This is a genomic window from Aquabacterium sp. (assembly GCF_044226965.1).
Lineage (GTDB): Bacteria > Pseudomonadota > Gammaproteobacteria > Burkholderiales > Burkholderiaceae_C > Pseudaquabacterium.
Genome location: NZ_JBGAGA010000004.1, coordinates 131,131 through 155,521 on the forward strand (window position 1 = coordinate 131,131; position 24,391 = coordinate 155,521).

General features: G+C 72.1%; 21 protein-coding genes. 8 read left to right on the plus strand and 13 right to left on the minus strand.

Translation table 11 applies throughout. The annotated features are described in order from the left end of the window. Positions 1-108 precede the first annotated feature (108 nt). Positions 109-1,068 (plus strand): LysR family transcriptional regulator, encoded by a 960-nt coding sequence (locus ACILR4_RS03425; protein ID WP_395699421.1) that lies wholly within the window; start codon positions 109-111, stop codon positions 1,066-1,068. Here ACILR4_RS03425 and ACILR4_RS03430 read toward each other — a convergent pair. Next, positions 995-1,837 (minus strand): TatD family hydrolase, encoded by an 843-nt coding sequence (locus ACILR4_RS03430; RefSeq protein WP_395699422.1) that lies wholly within the window; start codon positions 1,835-1,837, stop codon positions 995-997. The two genes, ACILR4_RS03425 and ACILR4_RS03430, sit on opposite strands and share 74 nt — an antisense overlap. Before the next feature lie 112 nt (positions 1,838-1,949). Between ACILR4_RS03430 and ACILR4_RS03435 the strand changes: the two genes are divergently transcribed. The 4 genes from ACILR4_RS03435 to ACILR4_RS03450 are packed head-to-tail and all read left to right on the plus strand — an operon-like array spanning position 1,950 to position 6,012. Beyond that, positions 1,950-2,939: a S1C family serine protease gene (locus ACILR4_RS03435; protein WP_395699423.1), complete on the plus strand. Its 990-nt coding sequence runs from the start codon at positions 1,950-1,952 to the stop codon at positions 2,937-2,939. 20 nt (positions 2,940-2,959) lie between these two features. Next, positions 2,960-3,958 (plus strand): AAA family ATPase, encoded by a 999-nt coding sequence (locus tag ACILR4_RS03440; RefSeq protein WP_395699424.1) that lies wholly within the window; start codon positions 2,960-2,962, stop codon positions 3,956-3,958. Then, complete coding sequence (locus tag ACILR4_RS03445) at positions 3,955-4,941, plus strand: DUF58 domain-containing protein (protein WP_395699425.1); 987 nt, start codon at positions 3,955-3,957, stop codon at positions 4,939-4,941. The genes ACILR4_RS03440 and ACILR4_RS03445 overlap by 4 nt, the downstream gene beginning before the upstream one ends. Positions 4,942-4,983: 42 nt before the next feature. Then, complete coding sequence (locus ACILR4_RS03450) at positions 4,984-6,012, plus strand: VWA domain-containing protein (protein WP_395699426.1); 1,029 nt, start codon at positions 4,984-4,986, stop codon at positions 6,010-6,012. On the opposite strand, the gene ACILR4_RS03455 is transcribed toward ACILR4_RS03450, so the two are convergent. From ACILR4_RS03455 to ACILR4_RS03475, 5 genes are all read right to left on the minus strand, one after another. Then, positions 6,005-7,855: a diguanylate cyclase gene (locus ACILR4_RS03455; protein WP_395699427.1), complete on the minus strand. Its 1,851-nt coding sequence runs from the start codon at positions 7,853-7,855 to the stop codon at positions 6,005-6,007. The two genes, ACILR4_RS03450 and ACILR4_RS03455, sit on opposite strands and share 8 nt — an antisense overlap. Positions 7,856-7,943: 88 nt before the next feature. Then, positions 7,944-8,651 carry an ABC transporter substrate-binding protein gene (locus ACILR4_RS03460; protein ID WP_395699428.1) on the minus strand — a complete coding sequence of 236 codons (708 nt, stop codon included), beginning with the start codon at positions 8,649-8,651 and terminating at the stop codon, positions 7,944-7,946. A gap of 3 nt (positions 8,652-8,654) precedes the next feature. Further along, the gene (locus ACILR4_RS03465) at positions 8,655-9,614 is read right to left on the minus strand and encodes a Bug family tripartite tricarboxylate transporter substrate binding protein (RefSeq protein ID WP_395699429.1); all 960 of its coding nucleotides are present in this window, start codon (positions 9,612-9,614) and stop codon (positions 8,655-8,657) included. A 30-nt stretch (positions 9,615-9,644) separates the two neighbouring features. Next, positions 9,645-10,664, minus strand: coding sequence for a porin (locus tag ACILR4_RS03470; RefSeq protein WP_395699430.1), 1,020 nt, complete (start codon positions 10,662-10,664; stop codon positions 9,645-9,647). A gap of 5 nt (positions 10,665-10,669) precedes the next feature. After that, a complete protein-coding gene (locus ACILR4_RS03475) occupies positions 10,670-11,578 on the minus strand; it encodes an N-formylglutamate amidohydrolase (protein WP_395699431.1) in 909 nt (302 codons plus the stop codon). 204 nt (positions 11,579-11,782) lie between these two features. Between ACILR4_RS03475 and ACILR4_RS03480 the strand changes: the two genes are divergently transcribed. Next, on the plus strand, positions 11,783-12,652 hold the full coding sequence (locus ACILR4_RS03480) for an N-formylglutamate amidohydrolase (protein WP_395699432.1): 870 nt from the start codon (positions 11,783-11,785) through the stop codon (positions 12,650-12,652). Here the strand turns inward: ACILR4_RS03480 and ACILR4_RS03485 are convergent. The 6 genes from ACILR4_RS03485 to ACILR4_RS03510 all read right to left on the minus strand — a co-directional run bounded on the left by ACILR4_RS03485 (position 12,564) and on the right by ACILR4_RS03510 (position 18,564). Continuing rightward, entirely contained in the window at positions 12,564-13,349 is a 786-nt protein-coding gene (locus ACILR4_RS03485) for an IclR family transcriptional regulator (RefSeq protein WP_395699433.1), read from the minus strand. The two genes, ACILR4_RS03480 and ACILR4_RS03485, sit on opposite strands and share 89 nt — an antisense overlap. 47 nt (positions 13,350-13,396) lie before the next feature. After that, a complete protein-coding gene (lolD, locus tag ACILR4_RS03490; RefSeq protein WP_395699434.1) occupies positions 13,397-14,089 on the minus strand; it encodes a lipoprotein-releasing ABC transporter ATP-binding protein LolD in 693 nt (230 codons plus the stop codon). Further along, entirely contained in the window at positions 14,082-15,338 is a 1,257-nt protein-coding gene (locus tag ACILR4_RS03495) for a lipoprotein-releasing ABC transporter permease subunit (RefSeq protein WP_395699435.1), read from the minus strand. Before ACILR4_RS03495 ends, lolD begins: the two co-directional genes overlap by 8 nt. Next, on the minus strand, positions 15,335-16,546 hold the full coding sequence (locus tag ACILR4_RS03500; RefSeq protein WP_395699436.1) for an acyltransferase family protein: 1,212 nt from the start codon (positions 16,544-16,546) through the stop codon (positions 15,335-15,337). The genes ACILR4_RS03495 and ACILR4_RS03500 overlap by 4 nt, the downstream gene beginning before the upstream one ends. A 108-nt stretch (positions 16,547-16,654) precedes the next feature. Then, positions 16,655-17,416 (minus strand): LytR/AlgR family response regulator transcription factor, encoded by a 762-nt coding sequence (locus tag ACILR4_RS03505; protein WP_395699437.1) that lies wholly within the window; start codon positions 17,414-17,416, stop codon positions 16,655-16,657. Then, complete coding sequence (locus ACILR4_RS03510; protein WP_395699438.1) at positions 17,413-18,564, minus strand: sensor histidine kinase; 1,152 nt, start codon at positions 18,562-18,564, stop codon at positions 17,413-17,415. The genes ACILR4_RS03505 and ACILR4_RS03510 overlap by 4 nt, the downstream gene beginning before the upstream one ends. Positions 18,565-18,685: 121 nt before the next feature. On the opposite strand from ACILR4_RS03510, the gene ACILR4_RS03515 reads away from it, so the two are divergent. Next, positions 18,686-19,612 carry a hypothetical protein gene (locus tag ACILR4_RS03515; RefSeq protein ID WP_395699439.1) on the plus strand — a complete coding sequence of 309 codons (927 nt, stop codon included), beginning with the start codon at positions 18,686-18,688 and terminating at the stop codon, positions 19,610-19,612. Continuing rightward, positions 19,609-21,348, plus strand: coding sequence for a single-stranded-DNA-specific exonuclease RecJ (recJ, locus tag ACILR4_RS03520; protein WP_395699440.1), 1,740 nt, complete (start codon positions 19,609-19,611; stop codon positions 21,346-21,348). Before ACILR4_RS03515 ends, recJ begins: the two co-directional genes overlap by 4 nt. A gap of 30 nt (positions 21,349-21,378) precedes the next feature. Here the strand turns inward: recJ and ACILR4_RS03525 are convergent, their stop codons facing one another. After that, complete coding sequence (locus ACILR4_RS03525) at positions 21,379-24,375, minus strand: two-component regulator propeller domain-containing protein (protein WP_395699441.1); 2,997 nt, start codon at positions 24,373-24,375, stop codon at positions 21,379-21,381. Positions 24,376-24,391: the final 16 nt, after the last annotated feature.

A 24,391-nucleotide genomic window follows, 5' to 3' on the forward strand; every position in this document is an offset into this window, starting at 1 on the left:
ATGTGCTGAACCGCATCTTGGGCGGTGCCTGACTCCACGTAAAGCGAGATTGATTGCCAATTCAATGCAAAACTCTTGCATCCAAATGCCGGATGAAGGCCTCTTGCGATGGACATCTCGCTCGCCCGCACCTTCCTCGCCATCGTCTCGGGCGGCAGCTTCGCCCGGGCCGCGCAGCAGCTGCACCTGACGCAGACGGCCATCAGCGCCCGCGTCAAGACGCTGGAGGCGCAGCTGGGCAGCCGGCTGTTCGTGCGCAACAAGGCCGGCGCCACGCTCACCGGCGCCGGCGAGCAGTTCGTGCGCCATGCCGCCACGCTGGTGCAGGTGTGGGAACGCGCGCGCCAGCAGGTGGCCGTGCCGCCGGGCCGGCGCGCGGTGCTCACGGTGGGCTGCGAACTCAGCCTGTGGGACCCGCTGCTGCTGGACTGGCTGCTGCACATGCGCAGTGCCGCGCCGCACCTGGCGCTGCACACCGAGGTCGGCTTCCCGTCGGACCTGCTGAACCGCGTGGCCGAGGGCACGCTGGAGATCGCGGTGGTCTACGCACCGCAGCAGCGCCCCGGCCTGCGCGTGGACCTGCTGATCGAGGAGAAGCTGGTGCTGGTGACCACCGCCGCCAGCGGCCGCATGCCCGCGCCAGCCGACTATGTCTATGTCGACTGGGGTCCGGAGTTCGCGGCCCAGCACGGGCTGGCCTTTCCGCAGTTCTCGCGCGCGCCGGTCTCGGCCAGCCTCGGTCCGCTCGGCCGCGAATACGTGCTGGCCGCAGGCGGCGCCGGCTACTTCCGGCTCGACGTGGTGAGCGGCGCGATCGAAGCGGGCCGGCTGCGCCGCGTGAAGAACGCGCCGGAGTTCCTGTACCCGGCCTACGCGGTGTACGCCGAGAGCGCCGACGCCGCGCTGCTGGCACCGGCGCTCGACGGGCTGCGCCAGGTGGCCGGCGCGCACACCGCGCAGGTGTCGCTGCGCCGGCCCGGCGCGGCAGCGGCGCTCACGCCGGCGGCGCCGCGCCCGCCAGCAGCGGCCGCAGGCGCGGCAGCGCGGCGCAGGCGTTCGCCGCGGTGATTGCTGCGGTCTGCGCCAGCGTCCAGCCGCGCAGCGCCGCCAGGGTTTCGGCGATGCGCGGCAGTTCGCCGGGCTCGTTGCGCGAGGACGCACCAGCCGCCCGCTGCGCCGCGGTGCGGTACAGCCACTGCGGCGGAATGTCCGGCGCGTCGGTCTCCAGCACCAGCGCCTGCGCCGGCAGCGCCGTGGCCAGGCGGCGGATCTGCAGCGCGCGCTCGAAGGTCATCGCGCCGCCGAAGCCGAGCGCGAACCCGCGCTCGACGAACTGCAGCGCCTGCGCCTCGCTGCCGTTGAACGCATGGGCGATGCCGCCGGCCGCGCCGATGCGGCGCAAGCCCTTCAGCAGGCCGTCGGCCGAGCGGCGCACATGCAGGATCACCGGCAGGCCGGCCTCGCGCGCCAGCTTCAGCTGCGCGAGGTAGAAACGCTCCTGCCGCGCCGGGTCGATGCCGGGCACGAAGAAGTCGAGCCCGATCTCGCCCACCGCCACCAGCCGCGGGTCGTCGCGCGCGTCGCGCAGCGCCTGCGCCAGCCGGTCGAGGTCCTCGTCGGCGGCCTGCATCACGTACAGCGGGTGGATGCCCAGCGCGTAGGCCAGGCCCTGCGCATGCGCCAGGGCGCGCACGGTGTCGAAGTTGAAGGCGGCCACCGCCGGCAGCACCTGCAGGCCGACGCCGGCGGCCTGAGCGCGCGTCAAGACGGCGCTGCGATCCGCGTCGAACTCGGCCGCGTCGAGGTGGCAATGGGTGTCGATCCAGGTCGTTGCCATGGGCCGATGATGCCCTGTCGCGTGCTGGCCAAACCAGGACTGCACAAAGCCTTGGCGGTCGTGGTAGTGTGATGCGCATGCGGCCCGTCGGGGGCTGCCGGAGCTGGCGAGCATGGCAAGAACGCCCTTGTACAGTCGCACGCCGCCGCGCCAGGCGCCGGTGGCAACGCCGGCCGCCGCAGCCCCTGCCGAACCCGCCGCGGCCACCGTCGCAGCGGCCGATGTCGGCCGGGCCGCCGCACGCGGGCGCTGGTTCGTCCGCCACGAACGCTGGCTGTGGTGCGCCGGCGCGCTGCTGCTGGCCCTGGCCGCCGGCTGGCCGGCCTGGACGCAGAAGATCAAGCCGGCCTTGACCATCGAGCAAATCGACGGGGCGATGCGTGACTCCATCGCCAAGGAGCCGCTGGCCTCGGCCGCCGCGGCCGCCTATGCGGCGGTGATCCCGTCGGTGGTGCGCGTGATCGGCGAGCACGGGCCGTCGCCCACGCTGCCGGGCAAGCCGGCCGGCCGGTCCGGCAAGCTCATGGCCAAGGGTGCGCCCGGCGACAAGTCGCACGACGAGGAAGGCAGGAGCGTCGGTACCGGCGTCGTCATCGTCGACAACGGCCTGATCCTGACCAACCTGCATGTGGTGGCCCATGCCAACCGCATCAGCGTGACCTTCTTCGACGGCAGCGAATCGGAGGCCGTGGTCGTGAGCCTGCAGCCCGAGAACGACCTCGCGGTGCTGCGCGCGAAGACCATCCCCGACGACCTGCATGCCGCCACGCTGCGGTCCACCGCCGGCCTGGCGCCGGGCGATGAAGTCGTGGCGGTGGGCTTCCCGTTCGGCATCGGGCCCTCGGCCTCGCAGGGCGTGGTGTCGGGGCTCAAGCGCGAGTTCCGCTCGCCCGAGGGCCAGCGCATCCTGAGCAACCTGATCCAGTTCGACGCCGCGGCCAACCCCGGCAACTCCGGCGGCCCGCTGGTCACGACCGACGGCCAGGTGGTCGGCATCGTCACCGCGATCATGAACCCGAACCAGCAGCGCACCTTCATCGGCATCGGCTTCGCGGTGCCGATCGAGAACGCCGCCGCGGCCGTCGGCATGCCACCTTTCTGAACTCCCAGGTCTCCACCCGCATGAGCACATCTCCCAGCACAGCCGCAGAAGCCTCCACCCTGATGGAGCGCATCCTCTACGAGGTCAAGCGCGTCGTCGTCGGCCAGGACAAGTTCCTCGAACGCGTGATGGTCGCGCTGCTGGCCCAGGGCCACCTGCTGGTCGAGGGCGTGCCGGGGCTGGCCAAGACGCTCACGGTGCGCACGCTGGCGGCCACCTTGCGCGGCAGCTACAAGCGCATCCAGTTCACGCCCGATCTCGTGCCGGCCGACCTGATCGGCACCCGCATCTACAACCAGAAGACCGGCGAGTTCGGCACCACGCTGGGCCCGGTGTTCGCCAACCTGCTGCTGGCCGACGAGATCAACCGCGCGCCGGCCAAGGTGCAGAGTGCCTTGCTCGAGGTGATGCAGGAGCGCCAGGTCACGATTGCCGGCGAGTCGCACAAGGTGCCCTCGCCCTTCGTCGTGATGGCGACGCAGAACCCGATCGAGACCGAGGGCACCTACCCGCTGCCCGAGGCACAGGTCGACCGCTTCATGATGAAGGTGCTGGTGGACTACCCGGCGGACGAGGAAGAGTTCGTCATCGTCGAGCGGGTGATCGGCGCGCCGGTGACGGTGGAGCCGGTGGCCACCACCAGCCAGCTGGCCGAGCTGCAGCAGGAATGCCGCAAGGTCTATGTCGACCCCAGCCTGATCAGCTACGCGGTGAAGCTGGTTGGCGCCACGCGCCGGCCGGACCAGCACGGCATGCCGGAGCTGGCGCCCTACTTCAGCTTCGGCGCCAGCCCGCGCGCCAGCATCTCGCTGGTCGAAGGCGCCCGCGCGCTGGCCTACCTGCGCGGCCGCGGCTACGTGCTGCCCGAAGACCTCACCGCGCTGGCCGCCGACACGCTGCGCCACCGCCTGGTGCTGAGCTACGAGGCGCTGTCCGAGGGGCTGACGCCCGATGCGCTGATCGAGCGCGTGATGGCCAAGGTGCCGGTCCCGGCCAAGCCGATGCAGCACGCGGCATGACGAACGAAGCGCCGGCCGAGGGCCCGATCCAGACCCCCGACGCGCTGCTGCGCCGGCTGGAATGGACCGTGCTGCGCCGGCTCGACGGCCTGCTGCAGGGCGACTACCGCACGCTGTGGCGCGGCACCGGCCTGGACCTGGCCGACCTGCGCGAATACCAGCATGCCGACGACGTGCGCCACATCGACTGGAACGTCACCGCGCGCCTGCAGGTGCCGCACGTGCGCCAGTTCACCGAAGACCGCGAACTCACCGCGTGGTTCCTGCTGGACCTGACCGGCAGCGTCGACTTCGGCTCGAACGAACGCACCAAGCTCGCGGTGTCCGAAGGCTTCGTCACCGTGCTGGCGCGGCTGCTCACGCGGCACGGCAACCGCGTGGGCGCCCTGCTGTACGGCACGCAGGCTGCGTCGCAGGCTCCGGTGGCGGTGCTGCCACCGGGCGTCGGCCGGCCGCATGTGCTGAACCTGCTGGCCCGCATGCGCCAGCGCGCGCCGCAGGCCAGCGGCCGCGAGACGGTGCTGGCCGATCTGCTGCGCGCGGCCGAGGGCATCCTGAAGCGGCGCTCGCTGGTCTTCGTGGTGTCGGACTTCATCAGCGCGCCGGGCTGGTCCGACGCGCTGGCGCGGCTGGCGCGGCGGCACGAGGTGCATGCGGTGCGGCTGTACGACCCGCTCGAGATGGTGCTGCCCGATGTCGGCCTGGTGACCATCGAAGACGCCGAAAGCGGCGAGCAGCTGTTCGTCGACACCCACGAACCCGGCCTGCGCGAGCGCTACGAACAGCTGGCCGCCGCGCACGAGGCCGCGCTGCGCGAAGCGCTGGGCCGCGCCGGCGTCGACACGCTGGAGCTGGCCACCGACGACGACCTGCTGGCCGCGCTGCTGCGCTTCGTTGCGCTGCGGCGCCAGCGCCTGCGCATGCCGATGGGCCAGCGCCTGCCGGCCGCGCTGCGGCAATCGGTGCAGGCGGTGCCGGCCTGAACCCGACGATCCACCGATGGACCCGAGCCCGAGCGAACGACGATGAGCTTTCAGTGGTTGGAGATGCTGTGGCTGCTGCTGCTGGTGCCGGCGCTGGTGCTGCTGTACCTGTGGCTGCTGCACCGGCGCCGGAAGAACACGGTGCGGCTGGCCAGCGTCGCGCTGGTCAAGCAGGCGCTGGGCAAGGGCCCGGGCTGGCGCCGCCATGTGCCACCGGCGCTGATGCTGCTGGCCTTCACCGTGCTGCTGCTGGCCAGTGCGCGGCCGATGGCGGTGCTGAAGCTGCCCTCGCAGCAGGAGACCATCATCCTGGCGATGGATGTGTCGGGCAGCATGCGCGCGGCCGACGTGCAGCCGAACCGGCTGGTGGCCTCGCAGGAGGCCGCCAAGGCCTTCGTCGCCGGGCTGCCGCGCAGCGTGCGCATCGGCGTGGTGTCCTTCGCCGGCACCGCGGCGGTGGTGCAGGCGCCCACCTTCAGCCGCGAAGACGTGTACGCGGCGATCGACCGCTTCCAGCTGCAGCGCGGCACGGCCATCGGCTCGGGCATCGTGCTCTCGCTGGCCACGCTGTTCCCGGACGACGGCATCGACCTGTCGCAGATCACCGGCGCGCGCGAGATGCCACCCGCGCCGGGCGACAAGCCGAAGAAGGTGTTCAAGCCGGTCGAGCCGGGCAGCTACAACTCGGCCGCGATCATCCTGCTCACCGACGGCCAGCGCACCACCGGCCCCGACCCGATGGAGGCTGCCAAGATGGCCGCCGAGCGCGGCGTGCGCGTCTACACCGTGGGCATCGGCACCAAGAACGGCGAGATCATCGGCTTCGAGGGCTGGAGCATGCGGGTGCGGCTGGACGAGGACACGCTGAAGGCCATCTCCACCTTCACCCGCGCGAACTACTTCTATGCCGGCACCGCCGAAGACCTGAAGCAGGTGTACCAGGGCCTGTCGAGCCGGCTGGTGGTCGAGACCAAGGAGACCGAGGTCACCGCGCTGTTCACGGCCGTCGGCGCGCTGCTGGCGCTGCTGGCGGCGGGCCTGAGCGTCTGGTGGTTCGGCCGCGTCATGTAGCCGCGGCCCGCACGGCGGCCGCCGGCGCGCCCGGCCCGGCGGCGGCGATGCGGTTGCGCCCCTCGCTCTTGGCGCGGTAGAGCTGCGCGTCCACCCGGGCCAGCAGCGCCTCGGCGCTGACCGCCCCCTGCGTGGCCACCACGCCGATGCTGACGGTGACGCGCGGCGCCACCGGCGAGGCGGCATGCGGCCAGTCCTGCATCGCCAGCGCATGCATCATCTGCTGCGCCCGCGCCAGCGCGCCGGCCAGCGGAGTGTCCGGCAGCACCAGCACGAATTCCTCCCCGCCAAAGCGAGCGGCCAGGTCGGCCGGCCGGCGGCACAGCCCGGCCAGCAGCCCGGCAATCGCCTGCAGGCAGCGGTCGCCTTCGGTGTGGCCGTAGCGGTCGTTGAATTCCTTGAAGTGGTCGACGTCCAGCATCAGCAGCGACAGCTCGCTGCCGCTGCGCTGCATCCGGCGCAACTCCTGCGCCAGCACCTCGTCCAGGTGGCGGCGGTTCGCCAGGCCGGTGAGGCCGTCGGTGTTGGCCAGCAGCGAGAGCTGCGTCTTCACCCGCATCAGGTCTTCGTTGCGACGCGCCAGCTCGCTCACCCGATCGCCGAGCTCGGCCGTGCGCTCGGCCACCCGCTGCGCCAGCAGGCTGCGCTCGCCGGCCAGCGCGTCCAGCATGCGCTGGCGCGCACGCTGCGCCGCCAGCAGCAGGCCCAGCAGCACCAGCAGGATCGCCAGCATCGCGCCCAGCACGAAGACGGCGCCACGGTAGCGGGTGAGCAGGCCGGGCTCGCGGTACAGCACGACGCTGCCAGGCGGCAGCGCGGCTTCGTCCAGATGCCAGCGCTGCAGCGCCCGCCAGTCGTAGACCGGCCGCATGCCGGCATCGGCCGCCGTGCCGCCGGACGTCACGGCACCGGCGACGATCGCCCGCGCGAGCTGGCCACCGATCATCCGTTGGCTGGTGCAGTAGCCGCCGACCACGCCACTGCCCACCAGCGTTTCCCATTGCGAGACCATCGGCACGCTGGCCACCGCGGTGATGCGCCGCGCCAGCGCCAGCGGTGTCACTTCGTGGCCCTGCCCGTCGCTGAACTGCAGCAGGTAGTACAGCACCGCGCCGGGCTCCAGCCGCGCGGCGCGCTGCAGCAGTTCGGGCAGCGGCCGGTCGAGCCAGTACTCGATCGGAAGTGGCTGCGCCAGCACCTGCGCCGCGGCCTGCTGGAACAGCGTCAGCCGCAGCCGGGCGGCCTCGTCGCGCGTCTCGCCAATCACCACCAGCCGGCGCGGGGCGGTCAGCCGCAGGGCCTCGCGCAGCGAGGCGGGGTAGTTGCTCTGCACCGCGATCACCGGGACCTGCGGGTCGCGCGCCCGAATGCGCGGCAGCACGGTCGCGGGCACGTCGGCAAAGACGCGGCGCGCCTGCGGCAGCAGGCCCGGCTCGCCGGCCAGGAAGTCCACGGCCTGCGTGCTGGTGGCCCCCACCACGTCGATGCCCTGGTCGCCGTAGCGCGCCTGCAGGTACGGCAGCAGGGCGCCGCGCTGCGCGGCCAGGTCGATGCGCGCCGCGTCGAGGTACTCGAAGTGCAACTGCGGGGGCGGCCCGGCCATCGCGGCCAGCGCGTCGTTCAGCCCCTCCTCGAGGTGGCGCTGCGACGGCAGGTCCTTGTCGTAGCTGGCGATCACCAGCACCCGCAGCGCGCGCGACGGCGACTGCTGGTCGGCCGCCAGTGCCGGTGCCGCCAGCCAGGCCAGCCACAGCCAGCACAGCGACCAGCAAAGCAGCGCCCGCGCGCTCCAAGGGCTTGCGCACAGCTCACGGCGGACAACCCGATCACCGGTCAGCTTCACGGCCAGACAATCGTACGTCCAGGGCCGCGCCAGCAACAGCCCGTGCTTGCCCAGGGGCTGGGCGCGGCCCGGCAGCGGGACAGCGCGCTCAGCGCAAGAGACGGCCGCGGCTGTCGAGGATGGCGATGTCGACGTGGCTGCCGCCCCGGTGGTCGCGCGGCGTGAAGCCGATCGTCAGCCCGCCGACGTCGAAGCTGCTCATGGATTCGAGCGCCTGCCGCGTGCGCGCCGGCGTGGGCAGCGGGCCCGCGCGGCGCAGTGCCTCGGCCAGCGTGCGGGCGGCGATGCAGCCTTCGGCCACGCCGGTGGTCAGGGGCGGCGCTGCCGTGCCGGCCTGTTGCTGCACCAGCGTGTGCACCTCGGTACCAAAGGCACTGTCCTCCTGGTACAGGCCGAGCCGCAGGGTGCCGATGGTGGCCATGTGCGCCAGCACCTTGGCCACTTCCGCGCGGTAGCCGGCACGGGTATGGAACAGCCACTCGCTGGCGCGGCCCTCGCGCAGCGTGGTGGCGCCGGTGCGGATGCCCACCACCGGCAGTCCGCTGGCCTGCAGCAGGCCCGAGCGCAGCAGCGCCTCCATCGGCCCGGTGCCCAGGAAGCCGATCCGCGCCACCGGCGCGGCCTCCGCGATCAGCGCCCGCGTCTGCGGCACGATGTCCTCGGGCTCGCGGTCACGATGCCGGCTGACGAGCTTCAGCCGTGCGCCATGGACGCCGCCGCGCCGATTCTGCGCATCGAAGGACAGCGCGATGCCCTGGCGCAGCTGGTTACCGGGCGAGCGGATGCGGCCGCGCACCGCTCACTCCTCGATCTTCAACTTGCGATCTCGCACCAGCCGCGTCCAGCGCGCGCTGTCCTGCTGGATGAACTGCGCCAGCTTCGCGGCCGAGGTCGGCGACGGCTCGTTGCCCTGCTCCAGCAGCAGGCGCTGCACCTCGGGTTCGCCCAACGCGCGCTGCACGTCGTCGCTGATCTTCTGCACCAGCGCAGGCGGCGTCTTCGCGGGCGCGAACAGGCCATACCAGATGGTGTACTCGAAACCGGTGACGCCGGCCTCGGCAATCGTCGGCAGCTGGGGCAGCGAGCGCGCGCGCTGGCTGCTGGCCACCGCCAGCGGCACCAGCTTGCGGGCACGGATGTGCGCCAGCACGCTCGGGATCGCGTTGACGCCCAGCTGCACCTGCCCGCCCACCAGCTCCACCACCGCCGGCGCGCCACCCTTGTACGGGATGTGCGTCAGCTCGGTGCCGGTCATGTCCTCGAACATCTCCATCGCCAGATGGTTCGGGCTGCCGATGCCGCTGGAGGCGTAGTTCAGCGCGCCGGGCTTCTGCTTCGCCATGGCGATGAGTTCCGCCACCGTCTTCACACCCAGCGACGGGTGCGCCACCAGCACCGGCGGGTTCGTCACCAGCCGCGCCACCGGCAGCAGGTCGGTCTGCGGGTTGTAAGGCAGCTTGCTGCGCAGCAGCGGGTAGGTGACGATCTGCGAGCCCGCGGCCAGCAGCAGGTTGTAGCCATCGGCCGGCGCCATGGCGCCGGTCTTGATGGCGTGCACGCCGGCGCTGTTTTCCACCAGCACCTGCTGCTTCCAGTATTCCGAGAGCTTCTTGCCGACCACGCGCATCGCGTTGTCGGCCGCCCCGCCGGCCGGAAAGGGCACCAGCACCTTCACCGGCCGTTCGGGAAACTCACCCGCCCGCGCGAGCCCGGCCATCACGGCCAGGCCGACGAGCATGCTGATGGCGGCTGCCTTCATGGTGTCCATCCTTGCATGGAGCTGCGGGTTTCAGAACACATGCTTGAGGCCCGCGCCGATGGCGCGTACCCGCACATTGGCCTTCGACGAATCGATGCCGTCGCTGTCGATGAAGGTCTGCAGGTCGGTGCGCTTGGACAGCGCATACACCCAGGCCGCCTGCACCCGCCTGCGCGTACCGTGCAGGGACGTTTGCACGTCGCGCTGCAGCAGGTTCAGCACCAGGCTGTTCAGGCCCAGGGTGTACTGCGCGCCGACGATCCAGTACTTCACGTCGCGGCGCGAGCTGGCGGTGTTGCGGTAGCGGTCCACGCCCAGCAGCACGTAGGGCTCGAAGTCGCCGAAGTCGCCACGCACGCCGAGCTGCCACTTGTCGTCGAACTCGTTGTTCTTCAGGCCGCCCGAGCGCTTGTCCTTGGCGTAGCCGATGGCAGCGGTCAGCCCCTTGCCGCGGTACAGCACGCCCAGGTCCAGCGACTTCGCATCGTCCTCGGCCTCGGTACCGGACCCGGCGCCGCGTTGGTAGTAACGCGTCATCAGCTCGGCACCGCCGAAGCGCGGGCTGCGATAGCCCACCGAATTGGAGGTGCGGTTGCGCGCGTTCAGCATCGAGGTGCCGATGGCGGTGGCGCCGGCGTCATTGGCCGCGAAGCTGGTGATCGCCGTCACCTGCGAGTACAGCGGCGAGCCGGTGGGATTGGCCGAGTCCAGCCGCCCCAGCGCCACGCTGCCAAAGCCGCCGCCCAGGCCGACGTAGGAGTAGCGGAATGCCGGGGTGCCGAGTTCGCCGGTGTCGGCGCCATAGCCGAACTCCAGCCCGAACAGGGCCTTCAGTCCGTCGCCCAGGTCTTCGGCGCCCTTGAAAGACAGGCGCGAGGCGTTGTCGGTCAGGCTGGTCACGCTACCGGCGTTGCCGGTGCGCGTGCTGTTGACGGTCAGCCGCAGCTGGCCGCCGATCTGCACCTGGCTGGCCGACTGGGCCTGGGCGTGGCTGCACAGCAGGCTCGCGCCCAGCGCACAAGCCAGCGTGTGGCGGATGAGGTTCGACATGCCAATCACTCCTGTTGAGGGGGGGAATCCAGCGGCGCCTGCAGGCGCGGCAAAAACTCGGCGCTGAGCCCGGCGGCCAGCTGCCTGACGAAGCTGGCGAGGTCGCGCACCAGGCGCGCTGCGCCGGCATGGCGCATGAAGCGCGCCTCGTCCATGTAGAGCGCGCGGTTGATCTCGATCTGGACGCTGTGGCGCCCGCTGGCCGGACGGCCATGGCGCCGCACCAGCTCTTCGCCGCGGTACGGGTGGTTGATCTGCACCCGGTAGCCCAGCGATCCCAGGCTGGCGGCGATCCAGCGGACCAGGAAGGGATCGGCGCTGCGGCCCTCGAGGTCGCTGACCACGATGTCCGGCCGCGCGGCGCCGCTGTCGACATTCATCGCATTGCCGGTGGACTTCATCGAATGGCAGTCGACATGCACGCTCATGCCGAAGCGCGCATGCGCGGCTTCCACCAGCGCCGCCAACTTGGCGTGATAGGGGTCGTAGCAGCGCTCGATGCGGCCGCTCACGTCCTCCACCGACAGCAGGTGCGTGTACATCGGCACGCCGGGCAGCGCCAGGCGGCGGATCAGGCCCATGCCGCGGCGCGAGGTCGGCCCCGGGTTCAGCGGCCCCGGCCAGGGCGCGGCCAGCAGCGCCGGATCGATGTCGTCACGCGGCCGGTTGGCGTCGATGTAGGCACGGTGGAAGCGCGCGGCCAGCAGCGGCGCGCTGCCGTCCAGCGCCTCGGCCCACAGCTCGTCGACGAAGGCGTCCCAGCTCGTCTTCACCGCGCTCGCAGGCGCGCTGGTCGGCGTGCCGTCGGCGGGCCAGTCGCGCCAGCTGTGCGGCGAATCGAACACCAGCGGCGAGGCGGCGGCGCTCGGATCGCCGATCAGTGCGTAGGGTGCCGGGGACTTGGTAGCAGCCATGGATCTCCGCATCTGTTTCGTTTAACAAGACGCTGTCGCGTTGTTTGAAACATTGTGGAGCAGACCCAGCCACAATGCAAGCCGCTCGCGCCCTCCTATTCAGAGGAACCTTCAGGCATTGCGTGTCCGAATCCATCTTGAATGTCTGCCCGCGATGGACGAAACTGTTTCATCCATCGCAACATCGTTGCCGGAGTCGAAACCGTGAAGACACTCGCCGCCATCGTCGACAGCCCGCCGGCCTCCCCCTTCTGCGTGCTGCATGCGCAGCCCGAGCCGCCTTCACCGCTGGTCTTCGATTCGCCGCACAGCGGCACCCACTGGCCGGCCGGGGCCACGCCCGCGGCCGTGCCGCCCGACGCACTGGACAGCTGCTGGAGCGCCTATGTCGATGCCCTCTGGGCCGAGGCCATCGTGCCCTGCCCCAGCTCGCACCGCGGCATGGGCCTGATCCGGCGCGATGCGCTGCCCGGCCTGCCGATCTACCGCGCTGCGCTATCGGTGCAGGAGGTGCAACGCCGTATTGATCAGTGCTACGACCCCTACCACGCCGCGCTCGACCGGCTGATCGGGGCGGCCCAGGCGCACCACGGCCTGTGCGTGCACGTCGTCTGCCTGTCGATGAAGTCGGTCGGCAACGCGATGAACGACGACGCCGGCCAGCCGCGACCCGACTTCGTGCTGAGCGACCTGAACGGCGGCAGCGCCGAGCCCTTCCTGCTGCGCTGGATGGCCGCCGCACTGGGCGCGACGGGCCACAGCGTGCGCATCAACCGGCCCTACCGCGGCGACGAGCTGCTGCGCCGCCATGGCCAGCCCGCCCTGGGCCGGCACAGCGTGCAGATCGCGGTGAACCGCGCGCTGTACATGCACGAGGCCGGCTGCGTGCGCCACGGCGGCTATGCGCGCCTGCTGCGGCACCTGGCGCACTTCGTGCGGCAGCTCGATGCCGGCCTGCGCGCCGAGCTGCGGCCGGCGTCGTGCCTCAGCCGGCCGCCGCTGGCGCCGCTGCCAGGCCGGGCCGCCAGCCCAGCCGACGCGACACTTCCTCGGCCTTGCTGCGCATCAGGCTGAGGCAGGCACGCTGGCGCCGCTCGTCCATGCGGCTGGACGGCGCGCTGACACTGAGCGCCGCCTCGATGCCGCCTTCGTCGTCGAAGATCGGCACCGCCAGCGCGGTGGTGTCCTTCGCGAACTCACCGGCCGACACCGCATAGCCCTGTTCGCGCACCCGCGCGATCTCGCGCTGCAGCGCGGTGCGGCTGACCGGGGTCTGCAGCGTGAAGCGCTCGCGCGGCGCCTCGAACACCGCATCCACCACCGCCTGCGGCGCGTGGGCGAGCAGCAGCTTGCCCGAGGCGCCGGCATACAGCGGGCGGCGATGGCCGATCTCGTCGTGAACGCGCAGCGGCTGCGTCGATTCCCAGCGCGCGACGCACACGCTCTCGAGCCCGTCGCGCACGCGCAGGATCACCATCTCGTTCAGCGCCGAACCCAGCTCCTGCAGGGCCAGGTTGGCCTCGCGCACCACGTCCAGCTGTGCGGCGGCGCTGGCGCCCAGCCGCAGGGCCTGCAGGCCCAGGCGATACACCGGATTGTCCCCGTGGCGGCGCGCCAGCCCGCGCTGCTCCAGCGTGCTGAGCAGGCGGAATGCACGCGCCTTGGTGATGCCGGTCCGCTTGGACAGCTCGGTGACGCCCAGCCCCGGCTCCGCCGCCACGGCGAACAGCAGTTTGATGGCCTCGTCCACGGCCGCGACGGTGTAGTCCAAGCTCAGCCTCCAGCACGAATGCGCATTGTGCCGCGCGACCCGCTCGATCAGCCCTGCAGGCGCCCACGCTCCAGCGTCAGCGTTCGGCCGCAGCGCGCAGCCAGGCCGGGGTCATGCGTCACCAGCACGAAGGCGGTGCCGCGCTCGCGCGCGAGTTCCAGCATCAATGCGAACACCGCATCGGCGCTGCCGCGGTCGAGGTTGCCGGTGGGCTCGTCGGCCAGCACGCACGCGGGCTGGCTGACCAGCGCGCGGGCGATCGCCACGCGTTGCCGCTCGCCGCCCGAGAGCTCGCCCGGCCGGTGCTGCACGCGCGGGCCCAGCCCCACGCGCTCGAGCATCGCGCGTGCGGCCGCCTGTGCCGCGGCCACCGGCTGGCGGCGGATGCGCAGCGGCATCGCCACGTTGTCCAGCGCGCTGAACTCCGGCAGCAGGTGGTGGAACTGGTAGACGAAGCCCAGCTGCTGGTTGCGCCAGGCACCCTGCTCGGCCGCACCCATCGTGGCGAAGTCGCGCCCGGCCAGCTCCACCTTGCCGCCGCTGGGCGCGTCCAGCCCGCCCAGCAGGTGCAGCAGCGTGCTCTTGCCCGAACCCGAGGCGCCGACGATGGCCAGCGTCTCGCCCGGCTGCACGGCGAGGTCGATGCCCTGCAGCACCGCCACGTCCAGCCCGCCTTCCTGGAAGCGCTTGGCCAGCCCCTGGCAGCGCAGCACCGGCGGCGCGGTGTGGGCCTCACTCATAGCGCAGCGCCTCCGCGGGGTTCACGCGGCTGGCGCGCCAGCTCGGGTACAGCGTGGCGACGAAGGCCAGCAGCAGCGAGATCACGCCGATGGGCACGATGTCGCCCATCTGCGGGTCGCTGGGCATGCGGCTGATCAGGTAGATGCTGCCAGGCAGGAAGCTCACGCCCAGCGCATGCTCGATGGCCGGCACGATGACGTCGATGTTGAAGGCCACCAGCAGCCCGAGGCCCACGCCGACCGCCGTGCCGATGATGCCGCTGGCCGCGCCCTGCACGACGAAGATGCCCATCACCGAGCGCGGGCTGGCGCCCAGGGTGCGCAGGATCGCGATGTCGGCCTGCTTGTCGGTCACCGTCATCACCAGCGTCGACACCAGGTTGAACGCGGCCACCGCGACGATCAGGGTCAGGATGATGAACATCATGCGCTTCTCGATCTGCACCGCGTCGTACCAGTTGCGGTTGGTGCGGGTCCAGTCGCGCACCACCAGGCCCGGGCCCATGGTCATGGCCAGCTGGTAACCCACTTCGCGCGCGGCCTGCGCATCGCGCAGCCGCAGCTGCACGCCGCTCGGGCCGTCCAGCCGGTACAGGCGCGCCGCATCGTCGACATGGATCAGCGCCAGCCCGCTGTCGTATTCGTAGTGCCCGGCCTCGAAGGTGCCGGCGACCGTGAAGGTCTTGAGCCGCGGCACCACGCCGGCCGGCGTGACCTGCCCGCCCGGCGCCACGATGGTGACCGAGTCGCCTTCACGCACGCCGAGCTGGCGTGCGAGCTCGATGCCGAGCACGATCTTCCACGCGCCCGGTTGCAGCTTCGCGAAGGTGGTGTCACGCAGCTTGGCGCCGATGTCGGTGACGGTGGCCTCGGCCGCCGGCAGGATGCCGCGCACCACCGCGCCGCGCATGTCGTCCCCCCGCGCGATCAGCGACTGCGCCGCGATGAAGGGCGCCGCGCCGACCACCGCCTTGTTCTCGCGCGCCTTGGCCGCCGTGCCCTGCCAATCCGGCAAGGCCGCGCCGTCGCGCGAGAAGATCTCGACATGCGCAATCACCGCCAGCATGCGGTCGCGCACCTCTTTCTGGAAGCCGTTCATCACGCTGAGCACGATGATCAGCGCGGCCACGCCCAGCGCAATGCCGACGACCGAGATCGCCGAGATGAACGAGATGAAGCCGTTGCGCCGCCCGGCGCGGCCGGCGCGGGTGTAGCGCCAGCCGATCTGCCATTCGTAGGGCCAATTCATGGGGAGGCGATGCTAGCAGGCCGCCTCCTGTCGGCCGTCGCGGCAAGCGCCGGCTGCGGCGCCAGGCCGAACAGCGGCCGCAGCCAGCGCACGCGGCGCATCGCCTCGAAGCTGGCCCCGCACACCGCCGCGGTGGCCAGCACCAGCAGCGGCCCTTCGACCGCCGGTGGCAGCCGCAGCGGCTTCAGCTGCTCGGCCAGCACGATGATCGCGCTCTGGTGGACGATGTAGAACGGAAACACCGCCTCGGTGAGGTAGCGGCGCAGCGGGCTGTCGGTGGGTGCCCAGCGCCGGGCGAAGCCCAGCGCGGCAGCGATGGTCCACCACTGGTTGGCCGCGTAGATCAGGCGTTGGCACATGCGCAGCGCATCGGGCACCTCGGCCCGGCCAACGGCATACACCGTGAAGTACCAGGCGATGAAGGCATAGCTCGCCACCGCACCGGCCAGCGCCCACCAGCGCCAGCGTGCCAGCGCGGCCCAGGGCGCGGACTGGAAGGCCAGCGCGGCGCCAAGCCCGAACATGCTGAGGTACTGCGCGTGGTTGTACCAGTCCTGCACCAGGTCGTGCGTGGCCGGGAAGCGCGCGACCAGCAGCACGCGCCACAGCGCCAGCAAGAGTACCGGCCACAGCAGCAGGCCCCAGCCGGACAGCCGGCGCGCCAGGCCATCGCACAGCCGCAACCAGCCCTGCGGCGCCGTGCGCTGCAGCGCCCACAGCAGCAGGCTGTAGACGAACAGGTAGGGCACGAACCACAGGTGGTTCCAGGTCGGCACGCGCAGGCAGTCGTTGCCGCGACAGAAGTGCGGGTCGGCCAGCAGGTAGCGTTGCCAGAACGCGAGGTAGCCATCGGCGTAGCCGGCCTTCTCGACCACCTCGTAGTAGGCCTGCGGCACGACGATCACCAGCATGCCGAACAGCAGCGGGACCAGCAGGCGCCGCGCGCGGCTGGCGACGAAGCCCGTGGGCTGGCGCCGCAGCAGGTAGGCCGTGGCGACGCCCGAGACGAAGAACAGCAGCGACAGCCGCCAGGGCGAGCTGGCCAGCATCAGCGGCTCGAGCGTGGCCGACGCGAACGGCGACTTCACATGCCAGTCCCAGCTGACGTAGTACATGCCCACGTGGTACAGGATCAGCAGGCCGAAGGCGAGGATGCGCAGCCAGTCGAGGTCGAAGCGGCGCGGCGGCAGCGCGGGGTCTTGGTGCATGGCGAGGGCTCGTGTGAAGCAGGCGAGGCACGCATCGTCGGCTCGCCCCCATCGCGTGGCCAGCGCCGTGGGACGGATGGGATGCGCGCCGGGGCCAGCGGGCCCGGATCAACGGCCGATGCCCGCCGCCAGCTGCTCGCGAAAGCGCCGCGACACCCGCACCTCGCGCCCGCTGGCCAGCACCAGCTGCGCATCGCCGCGCGCCAGCGGCGCGATGCGCGCGATGCAGCGCGGGTTCACCGCGAACGAACGGTGCACGCGCACGAACAGCGGCCCGGCCGCGGGATGCTCGAGCATCGCGGCCAGCGTGCCGCGGTCCAGCCAGGACTGCGCCGGCGTGTGCAGCCAGACGTAGTTGTCCTCGGCCTCCAGCACTTCCACCTCGGCCAGCGCCACGCGCTGCAGCGCTCCGCGGTGCAGCACCAGCCAGTGGCCGCTGTCGCCGGCAGCGCGCGCCAGCGGCTGCAGCCCGTGCAGCGCGCTCAGCAGGCCCTGGCGCTGCTGCTCGCGCTGGGGCGGCGCCAGCTGGCGCTGCAGCTTCGCGATGCAGGCCTGCAGCCGCTCGCGGATGATGGGCTTGAGCAGGTAGTCCACCGCGTTCAGCTCGAAGGCCTTGACGGCGAACTCGTCGTAGGCGGTGGTGAAGGCCACCAGCGTGCCTTCGGGCAGCGCCGCCGCGGTGGCCAGCCCGTCCAGGCGCGGCATCTGGATGTCCAGCAGCACCGCATCGGCCGGCGTGTGCAGCAGCAGCGCCAGCGCCTCGGCGCCATCGCCCGCCTCGCCGACCAGCTCGACCTCGGGCATGTCCGCCAGAAAGCGGCGCAGCTTGGCGCGCGCCTGCGGCTCGTCGTCCACCAGCAGCAGCTTCATCGTCGTGGCGCGGACTCTGAGCCGGCGGCGTGCGCCGGCAGCTGCAGGCACAGCACGGTGCCAGCGTCTTCGCGTGTCAGCGACACGCTGGCGGCCTCGCCATACATCGTTGCCAGGCGCTCGCGGGTGTTGGCCAGGCCGATGCCGCTGCCCGGCAGTGCGGGCGTCCGCGCCGTGCTCAGCCCGGCCGCTGCAGCGCTGTCGCAGACCCGGATCTCCAGCCGGCCTTCGCGCACCGCGGCCTGCACGCTCAGCGACACCGGCGCGGCGCTGTGCGCGACGCCATGCTTCACCGCGTTCTCCAGCGGCGCCATCAGCAGCAGGCTGGGCAGGGCGCAGGCCGCCGCCTCGTCGCTGACCTCGATGGCGGTGTGCAACCGGCCTTCGAAGCGCTGCCGCATGATCGACAGGAACGGCGTCACCAGGCGCAATTCCTCGCGCAGGCTGTGGGTGGGCTGCCGGCCGGCGTCGAGCGACAGGCGCAGCAACTCGCACAGCTCGGCCAGCAGGCGGTCGGCGCGTTCGAGATCCTCGTACATCACCGCCGACACCAGGTTCAGCGCATTGAACAGGAAATGCGGCTGGATCTGCTCCTGCAGCCGCGCCAGGCGGGCCGCGGCCAGTTCTTCGTTCAGCCGCTGCCACGCGGCGCGGCGCTGCTGGTCGAGCAGATACAGCAGCGCGCCATGGCACAGGCCGACCATCAGCGCATAGCTCACCAGGTCTTTCGCGCCTTCGTAGGCCAGCACCGAGGCCACGTCGCCCGGCTCGTAGACCACGCCGGTCAGCGCGTAGACGATGGCGCGCAACGCATACATCAGCGCCGAGTGCAGCAGCACGTACAGCAGCGCGCCGCCGGCATGCCACAGCAGCAGCCGCGGCCATGGCAGCCCGCGCCCGACCAGCGCGCGGTGGCCCGCGAACAGCCCCAGCATCAGCAGCCCGACCACCAGGCTGCTCGACAGCTCCCAGAGGAAGGGCTCCCAGCGGTGCTGTCCGCCGCGCTGCACGTAGTGCTGCAGCTCGGCGATCGCCAGGAACAGCCCGACCGCGGCCCAGAACGCGACGTACAGCAGCGCGTGCAGCGGCCGCAGGTGCAGGCGCGGCAAGGCCGGTGCAAAAGCTTCGGCGGAGGCCGGCAGGGTCAAGGGCGCACTCACAGCCGTGCAGGCTAGCACCACGTCCGGCGTTTCCCCGGCCGCTTCGCCCCGCCGCGGAACCCGCCGGCCCCAAGGCGCACGGCACCGCGCCGCCGATAATCGCGCACCCATGTCTTCGCCGTCCCCTGCCACCTTGATCGTGCCCTTCGCGGGTGCGTCCAACGAAGCCGCCCGCCATGCCCTGCACGACCTGCCGCTGCCGCAGCTGGACCGACTGCTGGCACGCCTGAGCCCGGGCACGCGCGATGAGGCCGATGCGCTGAGCCTCTCGCCCCCGCACGAGCGCGCGTTGGCCGCGGCGCTGGGCTGGCAGGCCGAGGATGGCACGCTGCCCTGGGCCGCGCGGCTGTCCGGTGACAACACGCAGCCCTGGGGCCTGCTGACCCCGGTGCACCTGCACGTGGGCACCGAGCAGGTCTCGATGACCGACCCGGCGGCGCTGCAACTCGACGAAGCCGCTTCGCGCGAGCTGCTGTCCATCGTGGCGCCGCTGTTCGAGACCGAAGGCTTCACGCTGCACTGGGCCGGACCGCTGCAGTGGCTGGCCACGCACGCGCTGTTCGACGGCCTGGCCACCGCCTCGATCGACCGCGTGATCGGCCGCAACATCGACCCCTGGCTGCCCGACCAGCGCAGCGCGCGGCTGATCCGCCGGCTGCAGAACGAAGTGCAGATGCTGCTGTACACGCATGCGGTGAACGACCGGCGCGAAGCCGCCGGCCTGCCGACGGTGAACTCGTTCTGGTTGAGCGGCTGCGGCCGCCTGCCCGCCGGCCCCACGCTGCCCACCCCGCGCGTCGACGACCGCCTGCGCGGCCCGGCCCTGAACGAGGACTGGACCGCCTGGCGCGAGGCCTGGGCCGCGCTGGACGCCGGCCCGCTGGCCACGCTGGCCGCCACGCCCGGCCCGCTGCGCCTGGTGCTGTGCGGCGAGCGCGCGGCCCAGACCTTCGAAGACCTGCCACGCGGCCTGTGGCAGCGCCTGTCCGCACGCTGGCGCGCGCCCGCGGCCACCCCCCTGCTGGAAACCTTGTGACCCCCACCCTCCGCTTGCGCGACGTTCCGCCGCGCGTGGCCTTCGCGCTGGAACAGGCCGGCGTGCATCCGCTGCTGGCCCGCCTGTTCGCCGCGCGCGGCGTGCGCCACCCCGACGACCTGGACGACGGCCTGGGCCGGCTGCTGGCGCCCGACGCGCTGAAGGGCGCGGCCGAGGCCGGCCGGCTGCTGGCCGACACCCTCGAGCGCGGCGAGCGCATCTGCATCGTTGCCGACTACGACTGCGACGGCGCCACCGCCTGCGCGGTGGGCCTGCGCGGCCTGGCGATGCTGGGCGCCGCGCCCGGCACCCTGAGCCATGTGGTGCCCGACCGGCAGGTGCACGGCTACGGGCTGACGCCGACCATCGTCGACCTGGCGCTGGCGCACCGCCCGCAGCTGCTGGTGACGGTGGACAACGGCATCGCCAGCGAAGCCGGTGTGGCCCATGCCCGCGCGCTGGGCCTGCAGGTGCTGATCACCGACCACCACCTGCCGGCGATCGATCCTGACACGCAAAGTGCGCGGCTGCCCGCGGCCGACGTGATCGTCAACCCCAACCAGCCGGGCTGCGAGTTTCCGAGCAAGGCGCTGGCCGGTGTCGGCGTGATGTTCTACGTGCTGCTGGGCACGCGGGCCGAGCTGCGCCGGCGCGGCCGCTTCGACGCGGCCAGCCAGCCGCGGCTCGATGCGCTGCTCGACCTGGTGGCGCTGGGCACGGTCGCCGACGTGGTGAAGCTCGACGACAACAACCGCCGGCTGGTCGCGCAGGGGCTCAGGCGCATCCGCGCCGGGCGCATGCAGCCGGGCGTCGCGGCACTGTTCGCCGCCGCCGGTCGCGCACCGCAGCGCGCCTCGGCCTTCGACTTCGGCTTCGCGCTGGGCCCGCGCATCAATGCCGCCGGGCGCCTGTCGGACATGAGCCTGGGCATCGAATGCCTGCTGACCGACGACCCGACACGTGCCGCCGCGCTCGCGAAGCAGCTCGACGAGATCAACCGCGAACGCCGCGAGCTGGAAGCGGACATGCGCGAGCAGGCGGCCCTGCTCGTCGACCAGCTCATGGCCGACGAGCAGGCCGACGGCACGCCGCCGGCGCTGGCGCTGTTCGACGCCGAGTTCCACGAAGGCGTGGTCGGCATCGTCGCCGGCCGCCTGAAGGACCGGCTGCACCGGCCGACCTTCGTGTTCGCGCGCGGCAGCGACGGGCTGCTGAAGGGCTCGGGCCGCTCGATCCCGGGCTTTCACCTGCGCGATGCGCTGGACCTGGTGAGCAAGCGCCACCCCGGCGTGCTGCGCCGCTTCGGCGGCCATGCCATGGCGGCCGGCTGCACCATCGGCGAACCCGACTTCGCCACCTTCGACACCGCGCTGCAGCAGGTGGCGCGCGAATGGCTGCAGCCCGAGGCGCTGAGCCGCACCGTCGCCACCGACGGGCCGCTGGCCGGCGAATACTTCTGCGCCGACACCGTCACCCGCATCGACGCGCAGGTGTGGGGCGCCGGCTTCGAGGCGCCGGTGTTCTGCGACGAGGTCGAGGTGCTGCAGCAGCGCCTGGTCGGCGAGAAGCACCTGAAGCTGCGCGTGCGCCATGCCGGCGCGATCCGTGACGCCATCTGGTTCGGCCATGCCGACCCGCTGCCGCCGCGCGTGCGCCTGGCCTACCGGCTGAACCTGGACGAGTTCCAGGGCCAGCAACGCCTGCAGATGGTGGTGGAGACGGCGCTGCCGGCCTGACCGGGGGCCGCGGCGCGCAGCCGCGCGTGCCTAGCGCACGACTGCAGCGGCCACGCAGACCCTGTTGCGGCCTTCCTGCTTGGCGCGGTACAGCGCCCCATCGGCCGCGGCCACCAGCGCGGCGGACGAGGATTCGGCGGTCGGTACGCATGCCGCAACGCCCAGGCTCAGCGTCACCACCGGGCTCACGCTGGACGCCGGGTGCGGCAGCGCACGCGCCTCGCAGGCCTGGCGCAGCACTTCGGCAAAGGCGCGCGCGGCCTCGGCGTCGGCGCCCGGCAGCAGCAGGATGAATTCCTCGCCGCCATAGCGCGCGGCGAAGTCGCTGGCGCGGTTGGCGGCCTGGCGGATCACCTCGGCCACCGCCACCAGGCAGGCATCGCCCTCGGGATGGCCCAGCGTGTCGTTGTAGGCCTTGAACGCGTCGATGTCGGCGATCACCACCGCCAGCGGCGTCTGCATGCGCTGCGCACGCCGCCATTCGGTGTCCAGCACCTCGTCGAGCCGGCGGCGGTTGGCCAGGCCGGTCAGCGCGTCGGCGAAGGACAGGCGCGACAGGTGCTCGTTGGCCTGCCGCAGTTCCTCGGTCTTCTGCGCCACCAGCCGTTCCATCTCGGCCGAGCGGCGACGCAGCGCATGCGTGCGCAGCTTGTACAGCGCGGCCGCGGCCAGCAGCAGCGCCAGCGCGACCAGCGCGATGAACCAGGGCGTCTGCACCAGCCGCGGCTGCACCGTGATGTGCAGCGCCTGCGGTGCGTCCTGCCAGCGCTGGCCGTCGAGCGACACGGCCAGGCTGAACACGTAGCGGCCCGGCGGCAGCGCCGCGAAGCTGGCTTCGCGCGCCTTGCCGGCTTCCACCCAGCCGGGCGTCAGGCCTTCCAGGCGGTAGCGCAGGCGCACGCGCTCGGCATCGGCCAGCGTGCCGGCCAGGTAGCGGATCAGCAGCGGCGCCGGGCCCGGCGGCAGCACGAGCTCGGTGTCGTGCGGCACGCGCTGCCCGCCGACCCGCACTTCGTCGATGCGCACCGGCGGCGGGTCGCCGGCCCCGGGCAGCCGCGCCGGGTCGGCGATCACCAGCCCGCGGAACGAGGGCAGCCACAGCCGGCCCTGGGCGTCGATCGCGCCGGCGGGCTGCAGGCCGCCGGCAAAGGTGGTCGAGCGCAGCGCGTCGCCAGGGCCGTAGCCGCTGGCCTGCACGCGCGCGACGCGGCCTTCGACGAAGGCGTCCAGCTCCGTTCTCTTCACGCGGTAGAAGCCGCGGTTGCAGGTCATCCACAGGTTGCCCTGGCGGTCTTCCAGGATCACCTGCGCCATGCCGTCCCACAGGCCGTCGGTCACGCGGATGCTGCGGATGCGGCCGTCGCGCAGGCGGCTCAGGCCTTCGCCGTTGGAGCCGATCCACAGCGAGCCGTCGGCGTCCTCGTACAGCGCCATGATCCAGTTCGAGGCCAACCCGTCCTTGCGGGTGAAGGTCTGGAACTCGCCGTTGCGCAGGCGCACCAGGCCCTGCCCGGTGGTGCCGAACCACAGCGTGCCGCTGCGGTCCTCGAGGATCGCCGCCACGCCTTCGATGGGCACGCCATTCCCGCGCACGGCAACGAAGCCCTGCCCGTCGAAGCGGGCCAGCCCGCCCTTGGTGCCGACCCACAGCGTGCCCTGGCGGTCCTGGTACAGCACGCGCACGTCCACGTGCGGCAGGCCTTGCGCCACGCCGAAGTGCTCGAGCCGGCCGTCGCGCCACCGCGCCAGGCCTTCGGTGTAGGTGCCGATCCAGATCGCGCCGTCGCGGTCCTCGAACAGGCCCGAAGTCTCGTCGGTGCGCAGGCCCTGCTGGCGACCCAGCAGGCTGATGCGGCCGTTCGCCAGCCGGTTGACGCCGCCCCCGGCGGTGGCCAGCCACAGGCTGCCGTCGCGCGCCGGCAGCACCGAGCGCACGTTGTCGCTGCTCAGGCCCTCGGGCTTGCCGAACACGATGAAGGGCCGCGGCCGCAGCCGGTTCAGGCCACCGTACCAGGTGCCGACCCACAGGCTGCCTTCGCGGTCAGCGTGCAGCGCCCAGATCTGGTCGCCATCCAGCCCGCTGCTGCTGGACAGGGTCTCGAAGCGGCCCTCGCCCACCATCCGGCTGATGCCCGCGCCCCAGCTGCCGACCCACAGCGCACCGGCGGTGTCGCGTGCCAGCGCGGTGAGGTGGTTGGTGGGCAGGCCATTGGCGGTGGTGTAGATGGTGAAGTGCCCGTCCTGCACCCGCACCAGGCCGGCGCCCGCGGTCGCGGCCCACAGCCCGCCGGCCGGATCGGCCAGCACCTGGCGCACCTCGAGGTGCGGGAAGCCGTTGGACGGATTGAAGACCTGGAAGCGGCCGCCGGCATACGACACCAGCCCGCCGCCGGTGGTGCCTATCCACAGCGTGCCGTCCTTGTCGAAGGCCAGCGTGCGCAGCCGGTTCGTCGGCAGGCCGTCGGCTTCCTTGAAGATCCTGACCGCGCCCTTGTCCCAGCGCACCAGCCCGTTCTCGGTGGCCGACCACACCACGCCATCGCGGCCCTGCGCGAAGGCCCAGACGCGCCGGCCTTCCATCTGCTCGTCGGTGAACACGCGCTCGAAGCGGCCCGCACGGTAGCGTGTGGCGCCCAGGCTGTGGCCGATCCACAGCGCGCCCTGCGCGTCTTCCATGAAGCCGAAGATCGGTCCCGAGGCCAGCTCGGTGACCGGCGCGTCTTCGAAGGTGCTGAAGCGCAGCCCGTCGAAGCGGGCCAGGCCACCACCGGTGCCGACCCACAGCGTGCCGTCGCGCGCCTGCAGCATGGCCTGCACGGTGTTCAGCGGCAGGCCTTGCTCGGTCTGCCAGCGGTCGATCTTGAACTGCGACAGCGCCGGGCGCGCCGGGTCCAGGCTGCCTGAAGCCGGCACGTTCGGCGCGGGCAGCACCGGCTGGGCGCCCAGCCAGATCGGCAGCGCCATCGACAGCATCAGCAGCAGCCAGCGCCGCCAGGCGGGCAGGCAGGAGGAAGCGAGCAGGGTCATTGGACTTGTGGACCCA